21 protein-coding genes and 1 other annotated feature (1 of these 22 only partly in view) are annotated in these 20,682 nt (G+C 48.5%); of the genes, 2 read left to right on the plus strand and 19 right to left on the minus strand.

The features are described 5' to 3' along the window. Nucleotides 1-60: a binding site (T-box leader), on the minus strand (it extends 182 nt beyond the left edge of the window). 59 nt (nucleotides 61-119) lie between these two features. From POF51_RS21560 to POF51_RS21570, 3 genes are all read right to left on the minus strand, one after another. Beyond that, a complete protein-coding gene (locus POF51_RS21560; RefSeq protein ID WP_271756028.1) occupies nucleotides 120-446 on the minus strand; it encodes an STAS domain-containing protein in 327 nt (108 codons plus the stop codon). Between the two features lie 107 nt (nucleotides 447-553). After that, on the minus strand, nucleotides 554-1,792 hold the full coding sequence (locus POF51_RS21565) for an ATP-binding protein (RefSeq protein ID WP_069850563.1): 1,239 nt from the start codon (nucleotides 1,790-1,792) through the stop codon (nucleotides 554-556). A 25-nt stretch (nucleotides 1,793-1,817) separates the two neighbouring features. Then, on the minus strand, nucleotides 1,818-3,020 hold the full coding sequence (locus POF51_RS21570; protein ID WP_069850565.1) for a PP2C family protein-serine/threonine phosphatase: 1,203 nt from the start codon (nucleotides 3,018-3,020) through the stop codon (nucleotides 1,818-1,820). Nucleotides 3,021-3,270: 250 nt separating this feature from the next. Between POF51_RS21570 and POF51_RS21575 the strand changes: the two genes are divergently transcribed. Continuing rightward, on the plus strand, nucleotides 3,271-3,453 hold the full coding sequence (locus POF51_RS21575) for a hypothetical protein (RefSeq protein WP_007726679.1): 183 nt from the start codon (nucleotides 3,271-3,273) through the stop codon (nucleotides 3,451-3,453). A gap of 40 nt (nucleotides 3,454-3,493) precedes the next feature. Here the strand turns inward: POF51_RS21575 and POF51_RS21580 are convergent, their stop codons facing one another. The 11 genes from POF51_RS21580 to POF51_RS21630 all read right to left on the minus strand — a co-directional run bounded on the left by POF51_RS21580 (nucleotide 3,494) and on the right by POF51_RS21630 (nucleotide 15,238). Beyond that, the gene (locus POF51_RS21580; RefSeq protein ID WP_069850567.1) at nucleotides 3,494-4,489 is read right to left on the minus strand and encodes a hypothetical protein; all 996 of its coding nucleotides are present in this window, start codon (nucleotides 4,487-4,489) and stop codon (nucleotides 3,494-3,496) included. After that, complete coding sequence (locus POF51_RS21585) at nucleotides 4,476-5,474, minus strand: phosphotransferase (RefSeq protein WP_017247521.1); 999 nt, start codon at nucleotides 5,472-5,474, stop codon at nucleotides 4,476-4,478. Before POF51_RS21585 ends, POF51_RS21580 begins: the two co-directional genes overlap by 14 nt. A gap of 14 nt (nucleotides 5,475-5,488) precedes the next feature. Further along, the gene (locus POF51_RS21590) at nucleotides 5,489-6,973 is read right to left on the minus strand and encodes a LysM peptidoglycan-binding domain-containing protein (RefSeq protein WP_069850569.1); all 1,485 of its coding nucleotides are present in this window, start codon (nucleotides 6,971-6,973) and stop codon (nucleotides 5,489-5,491) included. A gap of 94 nt (nucleotides 6,974-7,067) precedes the next feature. Beyond that, nucleotides 7,068-8,477, minus strand: coding sequence for a protoporphyrinogen oxidase (hemY, locus tag POF51_RS21595; protein ID WP_271756032.1), 1,410 nt, complete (start codon nucleotides 8,475-8,477; stop codon nucleotides 7,068-7,070). Nucleotides 8,478-8,489: 12 nt separating this feature from the next. After that, a complete protein-coding gene (gene hemH / locus POF51_RS21600) occupies nucleotides 8,490-9,422 on the minus strand; it encodes a ferrochelatase (RefSeq protein ID WP_069850575.1) in 933 nt (310 codons plus the stop codon). Nucleotides 9,423-9,439: 17 nt separating this feature from the next. Further along, nucleotides 9,440-10,477 carry a uroporphyrinogen decarboxylase gene (hemE, locus tag POF51_RS21605; protein WP_069850577.1) on the minus strand — a complete coding sequence of 346 codons (1,038 nt, stop codon included), beginning with the start codon at nucleotides 10,475-10,477 and terminating at the stop codon, nucleotides 9,440-9,442. Nucleotides 10,478-10,615: 138 nt separating this feature from the next. Then, on the minus strand, nucleotides 10,616-11,464 hold the full coding sequence (locus POF51_RS21610; RefSeq protein ID WP_069850579.1) for a DUF4097 family beta strand repeat-containing protein: 849 nt from the start codon (nucleotides 11,462-11,464) through the stop codon (nucleotides 10,616-10,618). A 1-nt stretch (nucleotide 11,465) separates the two neighbouring features. Next, entirely contained in the window at nucleotides 11,466-12,017 is a 552-nt protein-coding gene (locus tag POF51_RS21615) for an HAAS signaling domain-containing protein (protein ID WP_069850581.1), read from the minus strand. Next, complete coding sequence (locus tag POF51_RS21620) at nucleotides 12,004-12,333, minus strand: PadR family transcriptional regulator (protein WP_017247513.1); 330 nt, start codon at nucleotides 12,331-12,333, stop codon at nucleotides 12,004-12,006. Before POF51_RS21620 ends, POF51_RS21615 begins: the two co-directional genes overlap by 14 nt. A 152-nt stretch (nucleotides 12,334-12,485) precedes the next feature. Then, on the minus strand, nucleotides 12,486-14,360 hold the full coding sequence (locus POF51_RS21625) for a bifunctional metallophosphatase/5'-nucleotidase (RefSeq protein ID WP_271756035.1): 1,875 nt from the start codon (nucleotides 14,358-14,360) through the stop codon (nucleotides 12,486-12,488). Between the two features lie 86 nt (nucleotides 14,361-14,446). Beyond that, complete coding sequence (locus POF51_RS21630; protein WP_069850586.1) at nucleotides 14,447-15,238, minus strand: alpha/beta fold hydrolase; 792 nt, start codon at nucleotides 15,236-15,238, stop codon at nucleotides 14,447-14,449. 109 nt (nucleotides 15,239-15,347) lie between these two features. Between POF51_RS21630 and POF51_RS21635 the strand changes: the two genes are divergently transcribed. Beyond that, the gene (locus tag POF51_RS21635) at nucleotides 15,348-16,025 is read left to right on the plus strand and encodes a hypothetical protein (protein WP_069850588.1); all 678 of its coding nucleotides are present in this window, start codon (nucleotides 15,348-15,350) and stop codon (nucleotides 16,023-16,025) included. Between the two features lie 53 nt (nucleotides 16,026-16,078). Here POF51_RS21635 and POF51_RS21640 read toward each other — a convergent pair whose 3' ends face one another. From POF51_RS21640 to hemC, 5 genes are all read right to left on the minus strand, one after another. Next, a complete protein-coding gene (locus tag POF51_RS21640; RefSeq protein ID WP_069850590.1) occupies nucleotides 16,079-16,555 on the minus strand; it encodes a GyrI-like domain-containing protein in 477 nt (158 codons plus the stop codon). A gap of 120 nt (nucleotides 16,556-16,675) precedes the next feature. Further along, nucleotides 16,676-17,965 (minus strand): glutamate-1-semialdehyde 2,1-aminomutase, encoded by a 1,290-nt coding sequence (gene hemL, locus POF51_RS21645; protein WP_017247507.1) that lies wholly within the window; start codon nucleotides 17,963-17,965, stop codon nucleotides 16,676-16,678. A gap of 7 nt (nucleotides 17,966-17,972) precedes the next feature. Continuing rightward, nucleotides 17,973-18,947, minus strand: a complete 975-nt coding sequence (gene hemB, locus POF51_RS21650) for a porphobilinogen synthase (protein WP_069850592.1) — start codon at nucleotides 18,945-18,947, stop codon at nucleotides 17,973-17,975. Then, on the minus strand, nucleotides 18,931-19,743 hold the full coding sequence (locus POF51_RS21655; protein WP_069850594.1) for a uroporphyrinogen-III synthase: 813 nt from the start codon (nucleotides 19,741-19,743) through the stop codon (nucleotides 18,931-18,933). The genes hemB and POF51_RS21655 overlap by 17 nt, the downstream gene beginning before the upstream one ends. Next, the gene (gene hemC / locus POF51_RS21660; RefSeq protein WP_069850596.1) at nucleotides 19,740-20,669 is read right to left on the minus strand and encodes a hydroxymethylbilane synthase; all 930 of its coding nucleotides are present in this window, start codon (nucleotides 20,667-20,669) and stop codon (nucleotides 19,740-19,742) included. The genes POF51_RS21655 and hemC overlap by 4 nt, the downstream gene beginning before the upstream one ends. Between the last annotated feature and the right edge of the window lie 13 nt (nucleotides 20,670-20,682).

Raw genomic sequence — 20,682 nt, forward strand, 5'->3', positions numbered from 1 at the left:
CAACTGATTCTCCTCTCTGCTAAGGTGTCCTGACTTACTCTTCCCACTCATCGTTCATATCGTATGTAGTTGTCGTATGATTAGCTTTTCACTATTATATACAATCACGCTGTTTGGCGTCAAACCCGGGTTTCGCCCACTTTTCCAACTGCAATGCCCAGTGCTTCGGTAAAACCGAGCACGCCCAAAATATCGAGAATTTCTTCTCGGACATTGACGATTTCTACCTGTTTGCCCATGGCCAACAGTTCTTTCGTGGTAAAAAACAGGCTTCCAATACCGGAAGAATCTACAAAGGAGACACCTTGAAAATCGACGATAACGGATTGATTTCGCCCTCCATACTGCTGGAGCAATTCACCTACTCGATCTCCTACAGCCATGTCCAACTCTCCGACGAAAAACAATGTAGCCTGTCCGTTCGCCTCTGTTGCGCGGTAGTCCATGCTCAAACTCCTCTCAATAGGTATCGGTACACCCAATCTGCTCGTCCTTTTACTATATTACCCATTTTCATTCACTTGCAAACATTTGGCTTTTGGGAAATCGTGGCTTAACGCGAAAGGATACATTCTAAAATCAGCTTTGTACCTGCCAGGGAGCTACTTAAATAAACACGATCACAGTATTGCAGGATCACGTGAAAACCGGCCCCAAGCGAGTGGCGCGTAGAAAATCCTTGCTGTAGGGTAGCTCGCGGGATATCCTCGAGCAAAATTCCTTGTCCTTCATCATGGATCACAGCCCGACACATCTGCCTGTCATTCGATAGGTATAGCGTGACCACACCGCCATTTCCGTGCTTCAACGTATTGGAAGCAGCTTCGTTGACCGCAACGAGAAACTGTAGCAAGCGCTTATCAGAAATGCCTTGTGGTTCCAAAGCTTGCTTGAACAATTTACGCAGTTCTGCCAGCTGCTCCGGTAAGCGGATGTCGATTGCCAAGAGCTTATGCCCTTCCCGAAGCAAAAAAAATAATTCTTCATCACTAAGCAACAATAGCTTACCTTCTGTGACCACACCCAGAATATCTCTGTAGATCTCCCATTCCCGTCTTTTGCGTTTTCGTTCTTCTGCAATAACGGCAGTGACATCGATCAAAGCCATTCCACAGGTCCGATCTGGCAATACAGATGTGTATAATTCAAAGACCTTTGTGCCATCAGAGGTAACAATTTGCTCCCTTACAGGACCACCCGATCCAGCCGCATCTTCGACCAGTCGTTGCATTTCTCGCTCTACTTCCAAACTCGCACGAACGTCACCCAACGGACGCACTTTCCCTTCATCGTAAAGATAGAGGAAAACGGTCTCGATCTGACGCAGTATGGATAACTTCTGAATCTCTTGCTTTATTAACCGCCCCCGCTCGTCGTCTCGATCCTTCCAATGTAACAAGACGTCTGCCGGGTCCAATTCGCCACTCATGTGCCATGTATGAAATTCTTCCAGGAGCAATCGCTCCAGAACATCTTCCCGTCGCAAAACTTTTTCGATATCGATAATGTAGTACGGATCACCTGCTATACCGCGCAATCCGCTACCGATAATTCGGAAATCATAGGCGAGCTCTATTTCTATGCGTCCGTGCAAATCATGATCAGAACTGCTTAACCCAATGGTCGTCCGGCTCACTGCTACCAGCTTCGCCTGGAACGATTCCATCGTCGCTAGGTTCGTCACCTTTACAGTGCGGGGCGGAACTACTTTGTTCGCTGCACCGCCAGAACGTAGCGCGACAAGGCAATTATCACAAGTGGGATTGTCCGGACAACGCTCACACAAAATCACAGTTCATCCTCCTATTCACGCGCAACTACACGAGGGCTATACTCTCTTCAGGCTCAAATTGAAGAATCAACACAGAAATATCATCCGTTTGGTTTCGCTGCTGTGTTATCCCCATTAAGTAAGCCTCAACTCGATTCATCGATTCCTGCTTACTTTCACAAGGCATATTTAATAAGGAGGATAGTTCTTCTAGCCAATGCCTGCTGCCTCGAGATACTTCTTTTCTCCCTGTATCCAGCAAACCATCTGTGTAGAGCAATAGCATGCCCTCTTCTTCTAAGGGTACCTCCTCCATTTGATACGTGCTATCGGGCAAAAGCCCTAGGCCGACCCCACCCTTGCTAGCTAAAATGGTTTGATTCGACTTGGACAAATAAAAAGGCTGTGGATGTCCTGCCCTGCCAAATCGAATTTTGTGTTCCATCTCATCATAGACAGCAACCAGCATCGTAATGTAAGAACGAGTTTTTACTAAATCGGCATAAAGCAACTGATTGAGTCTTTCCAAAATCTCATCCGGCGAATAGCTGGACTGCAAAACCTGCCGTACAGCAATCCTAATCCCCGTTGCCCAAATACTAGCCAAAAAACCGTGCCCAGACACATCCGCAATGATAAAACAGGTGTAGCGATCATTGATTTGTCTATAATCGATGTAATCTCCGCCTACATAATCGACGGGTACATAAACCGTTCTTGTTCGCAAACTGGTTAACTGCAACTCTTCTGTGGGAATGAGCATCGACTGCATACGTCTAGCCAGCTTCATCTCCATCTCGATTTCTCGCTGCCCTGATGACTGGTCCTGTTGACATCTGAGGATCAACGCCCGAATGTTCACGAGGAGCAGCCCATAAAAAGATTTCTCCAGTTCCTTTAGATCACGGTCATTGACGTTACTCTGGGCGAACAAGCGGACATAGCGCGGTGTTTGAGCGGTGTCACACTGTTCCGAGACAACAATGCGCTCCTCTACTTCGCGCTGCACTTTTGCGCTCTCTTTGTTGCCACGCTCGATCCGAAAATAGACAGCACCTAGAGCCGATTCAAACGTGATCGACAAGAAGCAAGGCTTGTCCATTTTCACGAACCACGTATCAACCAACTCTTCTATAAATGGCATGAGGCTCTCGTAATTGACTTGGCGCTTGCTTTGCTCATTGCTGGTCATCACCAGATACTCGTAATTCTGTTTCAATTCCATTAGTTTGACCAATTGATGATTCATCCCCGAGCCACTCCCATACACACTTTAGCATAATTCTTTCTTTCGGGAATTGCGAAAAGGGTTATGGCAATTTTCAAAAACATTGTGATCACCTTTATTCGTTTCGTCCTAGCCTTCCTGCCCTACACCTTCCCTTTTCAGACACCATTCAAACCACTATCTACTTTCAATGAAAATGTTTTAGGCATTTGCTCAAGGTTGTAGACACTGTCCAAAGTAGCCGCGCATATGCTGGAATGAGGTGATTGTGATGAATTTCCGTTGGAAGTATAACCCCACGTATTTACGGATCAAATACGGATGCAAACAGGTGCTCTTTCCGCTGTTGGTTTTTCAGTTTATCCGAACCGTTGTATTTCCTACTTCTTTTGATGTCGTCCTTCTCGGTTTGCTAGCCATGCTCTATGTTGCCATCTCCCTTGAATGGTTATAAAAAAAGAAAAACAACGCCCCACGCGGTGAGACGTTGCTCATTAAAAGGCTTGCTGGACCCAACGATGCAGGCGCATCAGGCGGTCCATATCTTTTTCAAAACGTTGGACAGCGTAAAACTCGCTCCACTCTCGGGGATGATGATAATAAATATCCAAGTCCCTCATGATCCTCTCCGGGTACGACAGAAACGAAGCCATCAGTTCAATTTCTTCCGGTCGCAGCGGAAAAATCTCGGCGTAGCGATGGAATAGTTGAGAAGCCCCAACCTCATCCCCCGCCATTTGAAAATAAGTACGATAAAATAGTGTCAAATCGCGCACTGGTGTATCAAAGCTGGCACGATCAAAATTAAGCAGCCGTCCTTTTCCCGATCGATCTGGCACAACATGCTCAGGATTTGGGTTGCCATGGATCAACGATAGGCGAAAATGCGCGTGCGTCTCATGCCGCTCTCGCCAATCGGTCAATAAGTCTGTCGCTGTTTGAGCCATTTCCTCAAGAAACTCCTTGTTTGCCAAAAACACCAGGTCAAAAGGGGAAGGATATTTGCGCTCCTGCGCAAGGGTTGCCGCCTTATTCATTTGGTCTTGCCAATATTGCCAACGGTTAAGCAAAGAGTCGACAAGTGGCTCTACCTGTCTCGGATCATCGTAGCGATAATTTTGTGTCAAATGATGAAGCTCCGCCATACGCTCCAAAGCAGGAGTCGCCCAAGACAAAGGCTGCTCGGCCCATTCCTCACTTCCTGGCTGCCAAGGGGTTACGTAAAAGGCGGCGCTACCCTGTTGGACAAATGGATCATCGTATTTCGTGTACGTAAAAGGAACGGCCCCATCCCATCCGCGGTGCTGCAATTGACGCAGCATATCGCTGACGAAAACAAGACGTTGAGCAGGTATTTGCGCTCGTTTGCATACGAAGGAGCCGTAGGGAGTCGTCGCCTTAAATACATTTGGCTCCTTTAAAACGTCAATGCTCTGGGCATACATGTCATACTCTTTGAACAAAGGAGCAATGTCATCATACCGACTCATAGACTCCCTCCCTCCTCGAACGCTCGGCCCGCTCTGCAATATGCCGAAGCAGCAAGTCAACAGATTGTTGGCTCTGCAAAGCGTGCTCAATACCAGCGATCGACGCTTCTTGATCCAGCGATACGCGCTTCACATACGATTCGATACTTCTGTACACTTCACGAGGACGAGCCATAAAGGCGAGTATCAACGAATAGTTTCCATAGGTGAGTGGCTTGATTTCTTCATAGCCGTCAAAAAAAGCGTCAATCTGCTTAAGATCCTTATGGGTTAAAAAATGATCGCGCAAAAAGCTGGCAACATCGCGTTGCTGGACTGAAATTACCGGCCTGAAAAAGCCTCTCAAGTACAGCTTCCCGTTTACCATTCCCCAGTTGTCACGCAAAAGGTCCCGATGGGATACAGCAACTGCCTCCGGAGTAATTCGCTCATGGGCAAGCATCGCAGCGGAACGGTCCATTCTTTGCAGCATAGGGGTCATGAGTTCCGATACCCAACGATTTTCCTTAGAATCCCGTCCAGATTTGGCTCGAAATGATTCGACCAGCTCTTTGGCACGTCTTCCTTTTTCTTCTACTTGCTGTTTTTCCTGCTTGAGTAAATCACTTCCGGACAGTAAAGGACTTTCCTGCTGAGACTGATGCATCATCGCGATCACGCGTCCGCATTGCCTCGCAATGTCCTGGCCAGGCTGATAGTCTTCGAATTGTCGGTGATGGTCGGTCATGGTAACGCCGCGTTTACCCAAAATCAAAAATGGCTTGGTGTCTCTCGTCCGAATAAACCGCTCCACTTCTCGAAACCCCTGACGAGCCAGTCGTTCGCGCCAGGCAAACGACCAGCGCATCACATCTACACGCGGCCAAACGTGGAGTTCTTTGGGGCCCCGGTTTGTCTCCAGTAAATAGCAATCCTCTAGGGGCGTAATTCGGATTACGCGCGCCCGATATTGCTGGCAAACCTCGGAGAGATCAATTTTATCCACGGTCCCCCACTCCTCTATTGTGGGATGTACAGAATCTGCCCTGCTACTAGCTGCTCGGAAGCTAATCGGTTTACTTCCACGATTTTGGAAACAGGCAAGGAGTATCGCTGTGAAATATGCTCTAACGTCTCATCTCGCTGAATAATGCACATTTTCAGCTGACTCGATCGCTCTTCTTTTCTGCGGACAAACGACGTGAGATTTTGCATGGCCTCCATCGTAGAAGCGTTGACATTCCCCGAAGATCCATGTCGCGAAGAGCTAGATGAAGATTCCGCCTCCAACGCCATCGCTTCCTGTTTGGCACGATTCGCTTGTGAGAAGATGGAGGTAATGTTCACTCGACTTCTTTCTTCATAGGAGGGTTTCCCTGAAATCGCCACTCGCACTTCTACATCTTCCGCAGCAGCCTCTGGTTGTGCAACGACTGGTTCTGCTTCTTGCTCAGGTTCTTGCTCGGAAACAACAGTGGCTTCCACCGCTTCATGCACTGCTTCCTGCGACTCTGCTTCGACTGACGACCCAGTAGATTCATTGGAAACTTGCTGGTATGCGATTGCCTGCTGATCGTGTATAGCCAGTACAGGCTCCTCATGTCCTTGTTCTTTTTCGGCTATTTCTCTCATCTGCTCTTGCTCATCAGCCAATACTGACTGCTCGGAATAGGCGACAGAAGAATCGGACGAAGCAGATTGTTGGGAATCTAAGTCATACGAAATAGAAGCAGTCTCCCAGGACTCTGGAGGATTGGACTGTGCCACTTCTAGCACATCACCGTATTGCTCGTAGTATTCATCCTCATTGGATTGAGCAATAGCCGGAGTGTCGAACATGGAAGGAGATTCGGTTGATTCATAGGATGCTGGCAATGCCTGACGCTCCAATTCCTCCTCCAGCGCACTCAGCTTTTGATCAATGTCATCGAGGGACGTCTGCTCCGTATATTCTTGCCCATCATCACCAGCAGCGAAGGTGTATTCCCATGCTCCTTCGCCTGGTCCGGCAGCTTGCGTTTCGATCTGCTCTGCTTGTTCAGCTCTATCCCCCAGGACTATCCCCAAAATCTTCAGATCGGCATCGATTAGCATTTGATGTGGTGATTCTAGCTTGTAGTCAAAGCTGTCCACAATTGCGTAGATGTCTCCGATCTCGGTAATCCGATCCAATGGAATGGTGATGTTCAACGGAATGCGATGACCAATCTGTTCCTCCCAGCCGTAAAAGGCTTGATCCGATGCTTCCTGGCGAAAGGGAGTAAAAGTCATGGCCTCAACCAGCGATTCTCTTTCGCCGCCTGTCGCTTCTGCGGCTTCCCTGATTGGCTCGTACTTCCCTACTAACTGCAAGCAACCCGTGATTGAGATGTAGGAATCGTTTTCCAACACTTCCACATCTGGAACCAATTCCAGCTCTTGCAATTCACCTATTCCAGCTCTATCGGATGAGAGGAAAATGGTCTCCTTGATGGCAAAAGAGAGTTGCCCATCCTGTAATGCCATTCGTGCTCCTCCTTTCAAGTGCAGGACATTTCCCTATACTATATGGACAGGACGAGCCGTTTAGCACCGAAAAAAAAGGAAAAACCGGGGTTATCTATCTCCCCGGTTTTACAGAAGCGATCCATTCTGCTATTGCTTTTTTCCCCTGATCAATACAATCTGGTACACCTACGCCACTGTATGACGCACCTGCCAGGATAACACCAGGGAGTTTTTCTTTTAATTGATTGTTCACATCCTGCACCCAAGCCTGATGCCCGACCACATATGGTATGGCATTTTGCAAGCGTGATACGTTATAAAAATCCGGCTCTGCTCGAATCGTCATGATCTTGCGCAGATCACGGAGGACAACCTCCAAAATTTCCTCGTCTGTCTGCTCCATGAAGGATTGCTCTCCTGCTCTTCCTATGAAGCTACGCAGCAAGGCTTTGTTTTTCGGCGTCGTATGCGGCCATTTGCGATGCGCCCACGTACACGCGGTAATTTTTGCTCCAGAATGCCGCGGTACAATAAATCCTGTCCCTTCCATTCCTAAATCAATCGCTGACTCTGGAAACGCCATAGCGATGGTTGCGACCATATGCGGCTTCGCTTGTGGCAAGGTAGGAACTTGTACATAAGGACGGAACAACGGCTCTGCGACAGCATGTGGTAAGGTAAACAGCACCGTATCTGTCTCGATCGTTTCCCCATTTTTCATTACCAAGGTGTACTTCCCGTCTGGCCGTTTCACCAGTTCTTTGACACCGGTATTCTTCGAGATCACTTCTTCTGGCAGGCTCTTTTCGATTGCCTCTACTAAGGACTGCAAGCCGTTCTTCAGCGTCAGGAAGATGCCTTTTGGCTTTTCTTGCGTTTTTACTTGCGGGCGAGAATGCTTCATCGCTACGATCAAGCTGCGATGCTGCTCCTCCATTTTCGCGAATTGAGGAAAACTCGCAAGCAAGCTGAGTTTGTCGAGATCCCCGGAGTAGACACCGGACAATAAAGGCGCTATAAGATTATCAATAACTTCATTACCTAGCCTACGCCGAAAAAAGTCCCCCACGGAGATATCGCCGTCTCCTTTTGATGCAGGAAGAACGAGATCCAAAGCTGCCCGAAGCTTGCCCGGCCAAGAAATGAGATCGGTCGTGACAAAAGGCATGAGCTTCGTCGGTACACCCATGATCGCTCCTTCTGGTATAGCCTTCAGGCGATCCTGATGCCAAATATAAGCTTGGCCTGTACTGTTGCGAACGAGATCATCCGCAAGCCCCAAGTCCACTGCCAGCTCAGCCGCACTCGTTTTCCGCTCGAGAAACGAATCGGGACCTTGCTCAATAACAAACCCTTCGTGACGCCATGTCTTGATTTTCCCACCAAGTCGTCCCTGCTCTTCAATCAGTTGAAAACGGATGGGCAAGCCTTTTGCTTCAATTTCCTTTTGTAAGTAAAAAGCAGCGGCCAACCCTGTGATGCCGCCGCCTATAATCGTAATATGATAGGTATTATCGCTCATATGATCGATCCCCTAATTCGCCAGCTTCTTTCCGACTGCATCAGCCAGACAGGAAATGAACGCAGGTCTGGCGTTAGGCATCGCTGGACGATAGTAATGTACCCCTAGCTCATCTGTAACCGCTTTGCATTCCACATCATTATCAAACAGAACTTCCAAATGCTCCGCAATAAATCCGACAGGACAGTAAACAAATGCTTGGTAGCCTTTTGCTTCGTACAGCTCTCTAGTCAAATCCTGTACATCTGGTCCCAGCCACGGATCAGGTGTATTTCCGGCGCTTTGCCATCCGATTGCATAGGAAGTGATCCCTGCTTGCTCGGCAATGAGCTTTGCTGTCTCTTCCAGTTGCATTGGGTACGGATCACCTGACTTCAGGATTTTTTCCGGCAGGCTGTGAGCGGAGAAGATCACGACTGCTTGTCCACGCTCTTCATCCGTCATCGTAGCAAACGTCGCTTGAATAGCATCAGCCCAATATCCGATGAAGCCTGGTTCCAGATACCAGCTCTCAATGCTATGGATGATAGGTCCGCCAATTGCTGCGGAATGCTCCTGTGCTCGTCCATTGTATTCTTTGACGCTATAGCTGGAATAATGAGGTGCCAGAACTAGACTGATCGCTTCTGTAATCCCATCACGCTTCATTTGCTCTACTGCGTCTTCGACAAACGGAGCGATATGCTTCAAACCAAGGTACCCTACAAATTCACTGTCTGAGTAGCGGTTGTTCATTTCCTGCTCGAGAGCGCGCACCTGCTCATCCGTAATGTCTGCAAATCGATTCAATCCATCTACAGCCTCGTAACGCGCCATCAAATCATCGAGCAGTTCTTGTGGTGGCTTACGACCACGACGAATGTGCGTATAGTATGGTTCAATCTGTTCAGGACTGCGTGGCGTTCCATACGCCATTAACAAGAGTCCGATCTTCTGCTTTGACATGATAGCGCCCCTCCTGATTAGACGTCCCTTTTGTAACTATGGATGAACTTCGTCAGTTGTTGCAGCGTTTCTACTTTGGCGTCAGGGAATACGCCGTGTCCCAGGTTAAAAATGAAGCCTGGTTGTTTTGTGCCTTCATCCAAAATTTCCTTCGCCTTCGCTTCAAGCTTCTCCCAAGGAGCCAATAGCAGCGTTGGGTCCAAATTGCCTTGCAGCGTCTTCGTCACACCCATCTCACGAGCAGTCGTAATCGAAGTACGCCAGTCCAGACCAACCACATCAACAGGCAAGCGGTTCCAATCCATCAAAAGATGACCAGCGCCGATACCAAAATAGATCGTTGGCACGCCAGTATCTTTTAGTGCGTTGAAGATACGCGTCATAACTGGTGTAATGTACTCGCGGTAATCTTCGTCATTCAATGCACCGACCCACGAATCAAATACTTGCACAGCTTGCGCGCCTGCTTTAATTTGCGCTTTGAGGTAGGTGATCGTCATATCGCCCAGTTTTTCCATCAGCGCCTGCCAAGCAACTGGCTCGGTATACATGAATGCTTTTGTCTTATGATAGTGCTTGGAAGGGCCACCTTCGATCAAATAGCTAGCCAGTGTAAACGGTGCACCCGCGAAACCGATTAATGGAACAGATAATTGCTGACGCAAAATCTTAATGGACTCAAGAATGTACGGCACATGTGTTTCCGGATCGAGCTCAAGCAGACGCTCAACATCCTTCAAGGATTCGATTGGGTTTGCGATTACAGGACCAATGCCAGATTCGATATTCACATCCACGCCAATCGGTTTTAGTGGCGTCATGATGTCTGCAAACAAGATTGCAGCGTCAACGCCCAATTGCTCAACGGGCAGACGTGTCACTTCCGCGCAAACTTCCGGTATGTAGTTCATTTCAAAAAAGCTATGCTTCGCGCGGATGGCGCGGTATTCTGGCTGATAACGCCCTGCCTGACGCATGTACCAGACTGGAACATGCTCTGTCGCTTCACCGCGACATGCTTTCAAAAACGTATCGTTAAAAGTTTTTGCGGTCATGAATAAACCTCGCTTTGCACAATTATGTTTCCTTCAATATGATACCATTCGTCATTCGACAAGTAATGTCTCTTTTGTGTCAAAATCTTTTCGTTTCTTCCGTTTCCAATCCTATCCATCAGTGTTTCCAAACTTCTCCTATTGAATGCGAACGTCCCCGGTAGAACTTCGCACCGTCATTTTGGGTCCACCTGATCCAATCGATGCCTTCACTTTGTATTCCTCGTTCTTTTCATAAGTAAGGTTAGACCAGGTGGTTTCGATGCCTCCTGTATCTGTCGTTACTTCCAGCTGTGCTGCAGCAGGCTCCTTGGCTACTGTCACTCGAATATCCCCCGTATCCGTTCGAATAGATACGTCATGGGTTAACTCTGGCATTGTCAGTTTATCAATCTCGCCTGTAGAGCTTTCAATTGTAACGGCCGAGCGAACATTTGCCAGATTGATATCTCCTGTAGCTGTCTGGACGTTAAGCGCTTCTCCTTCATAGCCCAACACGTCCACATCTCCATTGCTGCTGGATATTTTCGTGTTCTTTGCATGCAGCATTCCGCTCTTGATATCCCCTGTCATCGTTTCAAGCTGGACGCGCTCATATACTTTTTCGGGTAGGAAGAGCTCCAGCTTTACCTTCCCGTTGCGAGGATAAAACATATTGACGTGAGGACGTTCACGCAGTTCTACGAGTAGCGTACCATCTTGTGAGACTACACTCCGAAACTCCAGTCGCTCCTGCTGTTGTTCGGATACTTCCCCGACCATCCGTACACTCGCTTTTGGTTGCTTGCTTGCCATGATTTCCACATCAGCCGTTTCCGTCAGCAACTCAATCGCTTTTACCTCTTGTTCGATCATGTGCTCTTCATTGACTTGTTTTAACGAAAATGAGAAATTTTCTTGCTTCGTAAAGAGCCAGATGATTCCACATACACCGATGATGAACAAAAGAAGACTGATTCCAAAGAGTCTTTTCCCCAAATTTCTCATCTCATTTCCCCCTGATCATCTTCACGTTGAACTGGAGATAACGCAAGAACTGGCGATACAGCCATTTCGTCAATCGCAGCAAGCCGATGGCAAACATTCCGCCCAATCCTACGGAAACCATGCTGGAGAACAACAAGAAAAGTCGCTCTTGAGAAGGGGCAGGAATCCCGTAATCCAAGAATATTCCGACTGGGGCGACCAAAAGCGCCGCAGTCATTGCATACAACCCCATCAGTATACCAATCAGGCCTAAAAATGGCCCCAAAACGAAGACGAGATTGAAAAATCCCAAGCTGATCGTCGCGACAATCGCTCGCGTCATATTCCCTACGGATACGTTGGACTGTGCTTGATCAATTCGGTAGCCAGCCAAAAGTTCACGTGCCACTAGCTTCGGACTCCCCAATCCTTCTGCAATTTCAACCTCCGTCTTCCCTTGTTTCATTCCTAAGAGAAAATGCTCTGTATAATCGGCAAGGATGTCTAAGCGCTCTTTATCAGGCAAAGCGCTAAGCAAAGCATTTAACTCATCCATAAACTCACGCCTTGTCATATCCGAGTCCCTCCTCTATGATCTCATTTACCCCGCGGTTAAATATTCGCCACTCCAAGACGAGGTCATTCATGTATTGACGACCGCGATTTGTCAGCTGGTAATATTTCCGTGGGGGTCCCTCTTGTGATTCCGCCAAATAGGTCGTAAAAAATCCTTCCTGGGTCAAACGGCGAAGTAAGGGGTAAACCGTTCCTTCAGAGATATGGAATTTTTCCGAGATGCTCGCAACCAGTTCGTAGCCGTATCTGTCCTGCTTAGCTGTCAAGACGAGAACACACAGCTCCAGAACCCCTTTTTTAAACTGTACGTTCATCAACATCACCCATGTCAAAGCTTACCAAATTGCTACTATATATTGCAAGGTACTTCATAATAACAAAACCTCTTTTTCGCAGCATGCCAAGGAGCTGCGACTGCGTAAAAAATGGACAGGGAGGTTTTTCTCCATCCCTGTCCGGTCAAACCTTATTTTGCTTCAACAATGCGGCCTTCTACTTTTGGATTGACAGTTTTACGCTTGACCAAGCCTTCTTCCACAATGCTGTACATGGACAATCCTGTGTTGAAGAATGGCTTTTTCAACGATTCGTAACCATCTCCACCTGCTGCCAGGAAGTCGATCGTTGCCAATTTATACGTTTTGGTCAGGTCAAGCGGCTTGTCGCCAACTTTTACTTCTACTACGCGCTCGCCAGCTGGCTTGGATGGGTTGTACGTGAAGCTCATGCCGCTCACTTGCGGGAAGCGTCCTGCTCCCTCTTCTACCTGGCTTACGCCGTTTTCGAGGGCTTTCTTCAGCTCTTCGCCTGTTACTTCTACGACTGCCAGTGTATTATTCTCGAATGGCAGGAGCGTGTACAGACCTTTTTTCGTGATATCGCCTGCTGGCAGCTGTGTACGAATTCCACCGCCGTTAGCAAGTGCTACATCTGCTTCATAGCCTTTGATCGACTTCGTGCGCTCCAACATGATATCTGTGATCAGGTTACCTACGTTTGTTTCTTTCGTACGTACCAGTGCACGGTCACCATCGAGTGGCACTTCGGATTTCGCAATGACAACATTCATTACCGTATCGATCTTGCCCACGATTTCTTTTACCATCTTATCTACTTCTGGATCAGCCACAACTGCTTCATCGTACTCTTTCAAACCGCCGCTGAATGCTACCAATTCTTTGCCGAGGTAGTAGAGGTCAGCGCGTCCGAGAGACTTGCCGTACTCCCAGTCTTGTACGATGTACGTGCCGTTTACGAGTTCAGGTGCTTTCAGCGGAGTATGGGAGTGACCACCAACAATCAGGTCAATGCCAGGAACGTTTTTCGCGATTTCACGGTCTACGTTCACTCCGATATGGGAAACAACAATCACGTGATCTACTTCTTTTTTCAGCTCAGGTACAAGTACTTTCGCCACTTCTACCGGATTTTTAAATGTCAGCCCTTTTACGTTGTCAGGGTGAGTCAATACAGGTGTGTCTTCCGCTACGAAACCAACAAAGGCGAATTTCTTCCCGCCAATCTCTGCTTTGAAAATAGGTGGCAGCAATTCTTTTCCATCTGCCTTGAACACGTTAGCAGAGATGACTGGATGCTCGAGCATGTCACGCAGCTTGAGCAATTGCTCATAACCGAAGTCAAACTCGTGGTTACCGGCAGCCATTACGTTGTAGTCGAGGCTGTTGAGGATTGGAATAACAGACTCGCCTTTGAATTGGTTCACGAAAACGGTACCTTGGAAGGTATCACCAGCGTCCAAGAGCAAGAAGTTTTCGTTCTCTGCACGCCATTCCTTGAGTAAAGTTGCGATTTTGGCAAAGCCGAATTCTTTTTGGTTCTTGTCTTCTTGAATATGACCATGTGTATCGTTGGTGTGTGCAATCGTTACATGCGTGGTAGCCGCATCACCCAATGCTTGGAAAAATTCACCGCGCGTTACCGTCGCTTTGTTGTCGAGCTTCATTTTGTAGCCCAGTTTGTCAGCCATTTGTGTCAGCTTAGCAGATGTTACCACTTGCGCAGGGTTTTTATAGTCGTCTTGTGTGAGAGCACCTTGGCTCTTTGCCCAGTCGAAGTAAGGAGCAGACCAATGAGCACCTTTAGCGGCAGCTCCCACTTTTACTTCTTTCAATTTGGAGAAAACAACAGTAGCTTCCGCGAGAGTCACAGCACGATCCAGAGCAAGATCGCCATTTTGACCCGCTGATACAATTGCCTTTTTCACCATCCAGTCAGCGTGCTGTACGGGATGCAATGGTGCTGCAAATGCTGAGGAAGACATCAGCGATGCAAAAACGATAGATGCAAACGCCGTCATCGTAATCCGACGTGCCTTTTTCATGATAATTTCCCCTCTCGTCTATGTATAAATAAATAGGATAACGTTTTCATTATAGCAAAATTTGCTAGGACTATGGTGTGATTTTGTTACTTTTTGTTGAGAAAGCTCCCCAATGCTTCAGCCATTTTCTCTGGCGCTTCGACCATGCCCATATGCCCAACATCAGGCAGCAGCACTTGCTCGACGCTATTTCTATCCACTGTAAAAGTTTTTTCTGCAGGAATGATCTGGTCCTCTGTTCCTGCGACTAATAGCACAGGTAAAGTCGTTTCTTGCAGCACATGATTGCGATCTACTCGATCACGCATGGCGCCAAGTGTTTGGATGGCTCCAATCGGGCTCGTCGCAAAGCCAATCTCTTTTGCCAGCTGGACTTCTTCTCTCATCGATTCGATATGCAAAGGTGCGAACAGCTTCGGGATGAGTGCTTTGATAAAAGGCTCCATACCATTCTCCCGAATACTCTGGGCTCCTTTATCCCGGTTAGCCTTGGCAGCGTCGTCATCCGGATATGGCGTCGAATGGATCAAGCCAAAGCTCGCCAGCTTGTCCGCGTATTGATTTGCAAAAGACAAGGTCACATAGCCACCGAGCGAATGTCCAAACAGATGAATCTTCGCTAAACCCAGCTCATCTACAAACAAAGCCAGATCGTCTGCAAAGCGCTCCATCGAATACGGTTCATCAGGGGCCGAGCTATTTCCATGACCACGCAAATCGATCGCAATGACACGATGCGTTTTAGACAGGAGCGGCACTAGCTTATGCCAGTAAGATGAGCTCCCGCAAAAACCGTGGATCAAAACAAGCGATTCTGCTGTTCCTTCTTCTACATAGGCTATTTTGATGCCGTTACTCAGTTGGACTTCCTTTTTCATCGAATCATACTCCTTTATTGTTTGGTTACTTCTTGTCAACAAGTGCTACTTACCCTTACGATTGGAAAATAACCCTGTTCAAAAGAACATGAAAGAGGTGCACATGTAGATGGTATACCCAAAAACAGGTTCCGTGATCGTCAGGGACGGGAGAGAAATGGCGTATACGCACATTCAGGCAAGTCAGACGCCATCTCGCTCCGTCTGTTTTTTCTTTCCCGGAGCCAGCTATTCGTTCGACAGGCCTTATCTGTATTATTCTACCATGCTTTTTTTGAGCAAACAGTTCGATCTCGTCTATGTACACGCAGAGTATGGACGAGACAATGCGGATTTTTGGAATAGCTCATTCGCCAAACGAAGTGCTTGGATCAGCGAGGAGATGCAAACGGTTGTCTCACATGTGCTGGATGTGTACGAATACGAACGAGTTTTCTTCCTCGGGAAGTCACTCGGTACAGTGCCGATTACCTGCGGATTGCTCAAGGAATCTCGTTTTGCCCGTTCATCTGCAATCTTATTGACGCCATTGCTGACTGAGGAAGTGTTCCATACGGAATTGCTAACTCTTACCCAACAGGTATTTCTCGTCTCAGGCACCGCCGATCATTACTACAATCAGGGCGTGGTTGATCAACTTGCCACATCCAAACCAAACATGCAGCTACATCTCCCGCCAAACGCCAAGCACTCCCTCGATGTTGATCTCTACGTCGATGATTCCCTTCAAGTGCTACAGTCTGTCATGGGTGAACTAGCACGTTTCCTGGACAAGCAAATAGATTGACATCAAAAACAACACCTCTTGCTTGCAATGAGCGGTGTTGTTTTCTTTTTTTTTTACCGAAGCGGAATAAAAATTTCATACGCATTGTCGACCCGAGCAGACTCATGCACAGAGGGAACGTACCGTTGATCGTAGCGCTCCATGCGCAGAGCTTGCTCGTCCACCTGATGGCCATTCTCGTTGAGCCAGCCAAACAGGCCGTGGTATGAATTTTGCACCTGTTCCATAGGCCCTGTATGGGTAAAGCGGGCGTATGTCCTCTCTGGAATCGTGAACCCGAGCATGCCCTCAGGGATACGCTCGAAACGCTCCACTTCCACCACAATGTACTCGGTATACATTTGGTACGTCCGATTCTCGTTGCTGATGTCGTAACGAACATCTGGTGAAATCACGAGAGAAATCTCATCCTGGCGCTTCAAAAAAGTCTCCCACAGCTTCGGCATGTATTCCACTAGCATAGGAAACGAACCAGAGAAGCTAAGGCCAACCAGATGCTTTTGCGGTACGTGAATGATCGTCCCTTCCATGTCTCCACCTCATTCATCTGCATTTTCCTTCGTATTTTGACAAGGGGTGGAAAAATCCTGCAAAAAATCAAAAAAAGCACCTCCTGCATCAGCAAGGAAGTGCTTTCTTCTTTTCATTCTTTATTCAAACGCTCTTTTCATCGCTTTGAAGCTTGCTTCAATCGTACGTTCGATATCTTCATCGGTATGAGCCAAGGAAACGAACATACCCTCAAACTGGGACGGCGGGATCATGATGCCTTCCTCCAGCAGATAGCTAAAGTACGCCGAGAAACGCTCCAGATCGGATGATTTCGCTGTTTCGTAGTTGATAACTGGCGTCTCTGTAAAGAACAGGCAAACCATGGAACCTACGCGATTGAGCGTGTGCGGAATGCCCAGCTTCTTGGCATTGTCAGCCAAGCCTTCAGCCAAACGAGCGGACATCTTCTCCAAGCGTTCGTATGCGCCTGGTTTGCTGAGCTCTTGCAAGGTAGTCAAGCCTGCTGCCATCGCCAAAGGATTACCCGACAGCGTCCCTGCCTGATAGATCGGGCCTGCAGGAGCTACTTGCTGCATGATCTCACGTTTGCCGCCGTATGCACCTACTGGCAAGCCACCCCCGATGACTTTCCCCATCGTGGTCAAATCCGGAGTAATGCCGTACAGCTCTTGTGCACCGCCCAATGCTACACGGAAGCCAGTCATGACTTCATCGAAAATCAGCAGTGTCCCATGTTTCTCTGTAATTTCACGCAGTCCTTCGAGGAAGCCTGGCTGTGGAGGAACAACCCCCATGTTGCCGCCGATTGGCTCCACAATAACAGCTGCCAGATCATCGCCAAACGCTTCAAATGCCAGTTTGACGCTTTCCAGATCATTGTAAGGAACCGTAATCGTGTTGTGTGCTGTTCCTTCAGGTACACCTGGGCTGTCTGGGAGTCCTAGTGTAGCCACACCAGAGCCAGCTTTGATCAACAGGCTGTCGGCATGACCATGGTAGCAGCCTTCGAACTTCATGATTTTATTGCGTCTGGTATAACCACGCGCGAGGCGTAGAGCGCTCATCGTTGCCTCTGTACCGGAGTTCACCATGCGCACGACTTCTACAGATGGCACGATCTCACAAACGAGCTTTGCCATTTCTGTTTCCCGCTCAGTAGGTGCGCCGAAGCTAGTTCCAAGCGCAGCTACTTCCGTAATCGCTGCAAGGACACGCGGATGTGCATGGCCCAAGATCAATGGACCCCACGAGCCGATGTAGTCAATATAGCTGTTTCCATCCACATCAAAAATGCGGGAGCCTTCTCCTTTTGCAATGTAAACTGGATTGCCTCCGACGCTCTTAAAGGCACGAACCGGACTGTTTACTCCGCCTGGTATGTAATGCTGTGCTTCTGCAAATAACTGAGTAGATTTTTCTCTATTCATCTCATGCTCACCTCGCCAGCCATTTTGCAACATCTTTTGCATGGTACGTAATGATCAAATCTGCACCTGCACGTTTGAAGCCAACCAATGTTTCCATAACGATACGCTCTTCATCGATCCAACCATTCAGAGCTGCCGCTTTTACCATGGAATACTCTGCACTCACATTGTAAGCCACGATCGGCAGGTTGAAGTTCTCACGCAGACGAAGAACCATGTCCATGAAGGCAAGACCTGGCTTCACGATCAAGAAGTCCGCTCCCTCTTTTACATCGGAAGCTGCTTCGCGCAGACCTTCACGTGCATTGGCCGCGTCCATTTGATAGCTTTTGCGATCGCCGAATTGTGGAGTCGAGCCTGCCGCATCGCGGAATGGCCCGTAGAAAGCAGAAGCGTATTTCACCGCATAGGACATGATCGGAATGTGCTCAAAACCAGCCTCGTCCAAAGCTTCACGGATTGCAATCACGAAACCGTCCATCATATTGGAAGGAGCGATAATGTCTGCTCCGGCTTTTGCTTGGGAAACGGCGGTCTGACCCAAAAGCTTCAATGTTTCGTCATTCACGACTTCGTCTTCGTGAATGACACCACAGTGTCCATGATCGGTGTATTCACACAGGCATGTATCTGCAATCACGATCATTTCCGGATGGGCTTCCTTAATCAGACGCATCGCCTGTTGGGTAATCGCATCATCATTGTACGCCTCTGTTCCGCATGCGTCTTTATGTGTTGGTACCCCAAACATCAAAACAGCTTGAATTCCCAGAGCTACGATTTCCTTCATCTCTTCGGCCAAAGTGTCCAAGGAGAGCTGATACACGCCTGGCATGGACGGAATCTCATTCTTAATACCGGTTCCTTCCACTACGAACAACGGATAAATCAAGTCTTCCACCCGTACGTGGTTCTCCCGCACCAAATTGCGCATAGCCGCACTTTTGCGAAGACGGCGATGACGGTCAAATGTTTGTACCATGTCCATTCCCTCCCAGATTCTCTATGATAGCTGCTAGTAAGCCTTCCACGGTGTACTCACTCGCTACCGCATGAACAGAAAGCCCGTTTTGTCTTGCTGTATCTGCCGTGATTGGTCCGATACAGGCTATCTGAACGTGCTTGAGCCAGTCAAACGATGCATAGGACTCCATCGCTGCCATGAAATGCGTCACCGTTGAAGAGCTGGTAAACAAGATGATATCGATAAGACCTTGTTGTAGCTTTTCCGCTGCATCTGGAGCCTGCTCTGCATCAATGACAGTGTGATACACGTCTACCTCTGTCACAGCAAGCCCCAAACGAGCCAGCTCCTTTGGCAGTGCCTTGCGGGCAATATCTGCACGAGGCAACAGAACACGCTGACCAGGAAGCAGCTGATCATACAAGCTCGACAACAAGCCTTCCGCCACGTAATCAGACGGGATGACAGCTACTTCGAGCCCGTGATGTTCAAGCGCCTTGGCCGTCTTCGGACCGACCGCAGCAATTTTGCCAGTGAACGCTTCGAGTCCTACCCCGACCTCACGCATTCGCTCCAAGAAGAAGCGTACGCCATTCACACTCGTGAAGACCACCCAGTCGTATGTTGGCAACTGGGTGATGGCTTCGTCGAGCTTGGCAGTGTCCGTCGGCGGCATCATTTTTAACAGGGGAAATGCGTACGCTTCTCCCCCTAACCGCTCGATATGTTCAACGAGCTCGCGAACTTGACTTCTTGCCCGCGTGACCATGATGCACTTGCCAGTCAGCGGCTTGTGCGATCCGTGGACAATCATTGCTCATTCTCCCGCAATACTTGCGCAAGTACTTCTCCCGCTCCCTGCGCCAGGAGGGCTTCCGCCACTTGAATGCCCAGCGCTAACGGATCTTGGCCAGTCGCCGTGTTTTTGAACATTTGCTTCCCATCTGGGGAGCCAACCATTCCCGTCATAGTAATTTCATTGTTCTCTCCAACTGTCGCATATGCGCCAATCGGCACCTGACAGCCGCCTTGCAGTTTATGCAGGAAGCTGCGCTCTGCTGTTACCGCTAAACGCGTCGGTGCGTCATCAAACTGCTTCAAGAGAGCGAGTGTCTCCTCATCGTCTGCACGGCATTCGATGGCAAGGGCTCCTTGACCGACTGCTGGCAAGCTGATTTCAACAGGCAGGAACTGCGAGATGTTTCCTTCAAAATTCACGCGCTCAAGTCCAGCCGCAGCGAGGATGATCGCATCAAAATTACCTTCCGCTAGCTTACCCATGCGCGTATCAATATTTCCACGCAGAGATTCGATCTGAATGTCAGGGCGATGTGCGAGAATTTGTGAAGAGCGGCGCAAGCTACTGGTTCCTACCAAAGCTCCTTGCGGCAATTCATCCAACGTCTTACCGTCCTTGGAAAGCAGAACATCCCGAGGATCAACACGCTTCGGGATCGCACCGATTACCAAGCCCTCTGGCAATTCAGCCGGCATATCCTTCAAGCTGTGTACCGCAAAATCGGTTTCCTTATCGAACAAGGATTGCTCGATTTCTTTGACAAACAACCCTTTTCCGCCTACTTTGGACAAGGTCACATCGAGGATTCGATCGCCTTTTGTCACGATTTCATGCAATTCAAAATCAGCTTCAGGTGCGAACCCCTTCAGTTTTTCTACGACCCATTTCGTTTGGGTGAGCGCCAATTTGCTGCGACGCGTTCCCACTTTCCATTTTCCCATGACAGCCTCCTTG

The organism is Brevibacillus sp. AG (assembly GCF_028369215.1).
In the GTDB taxonomy this organism is placed as follows: domain Bacteria; phylum Bacillota; class Bacilli; order Brevibacillales; family Brevibacillaceae; genus Brevibacillus; species Brevibacillus porteri.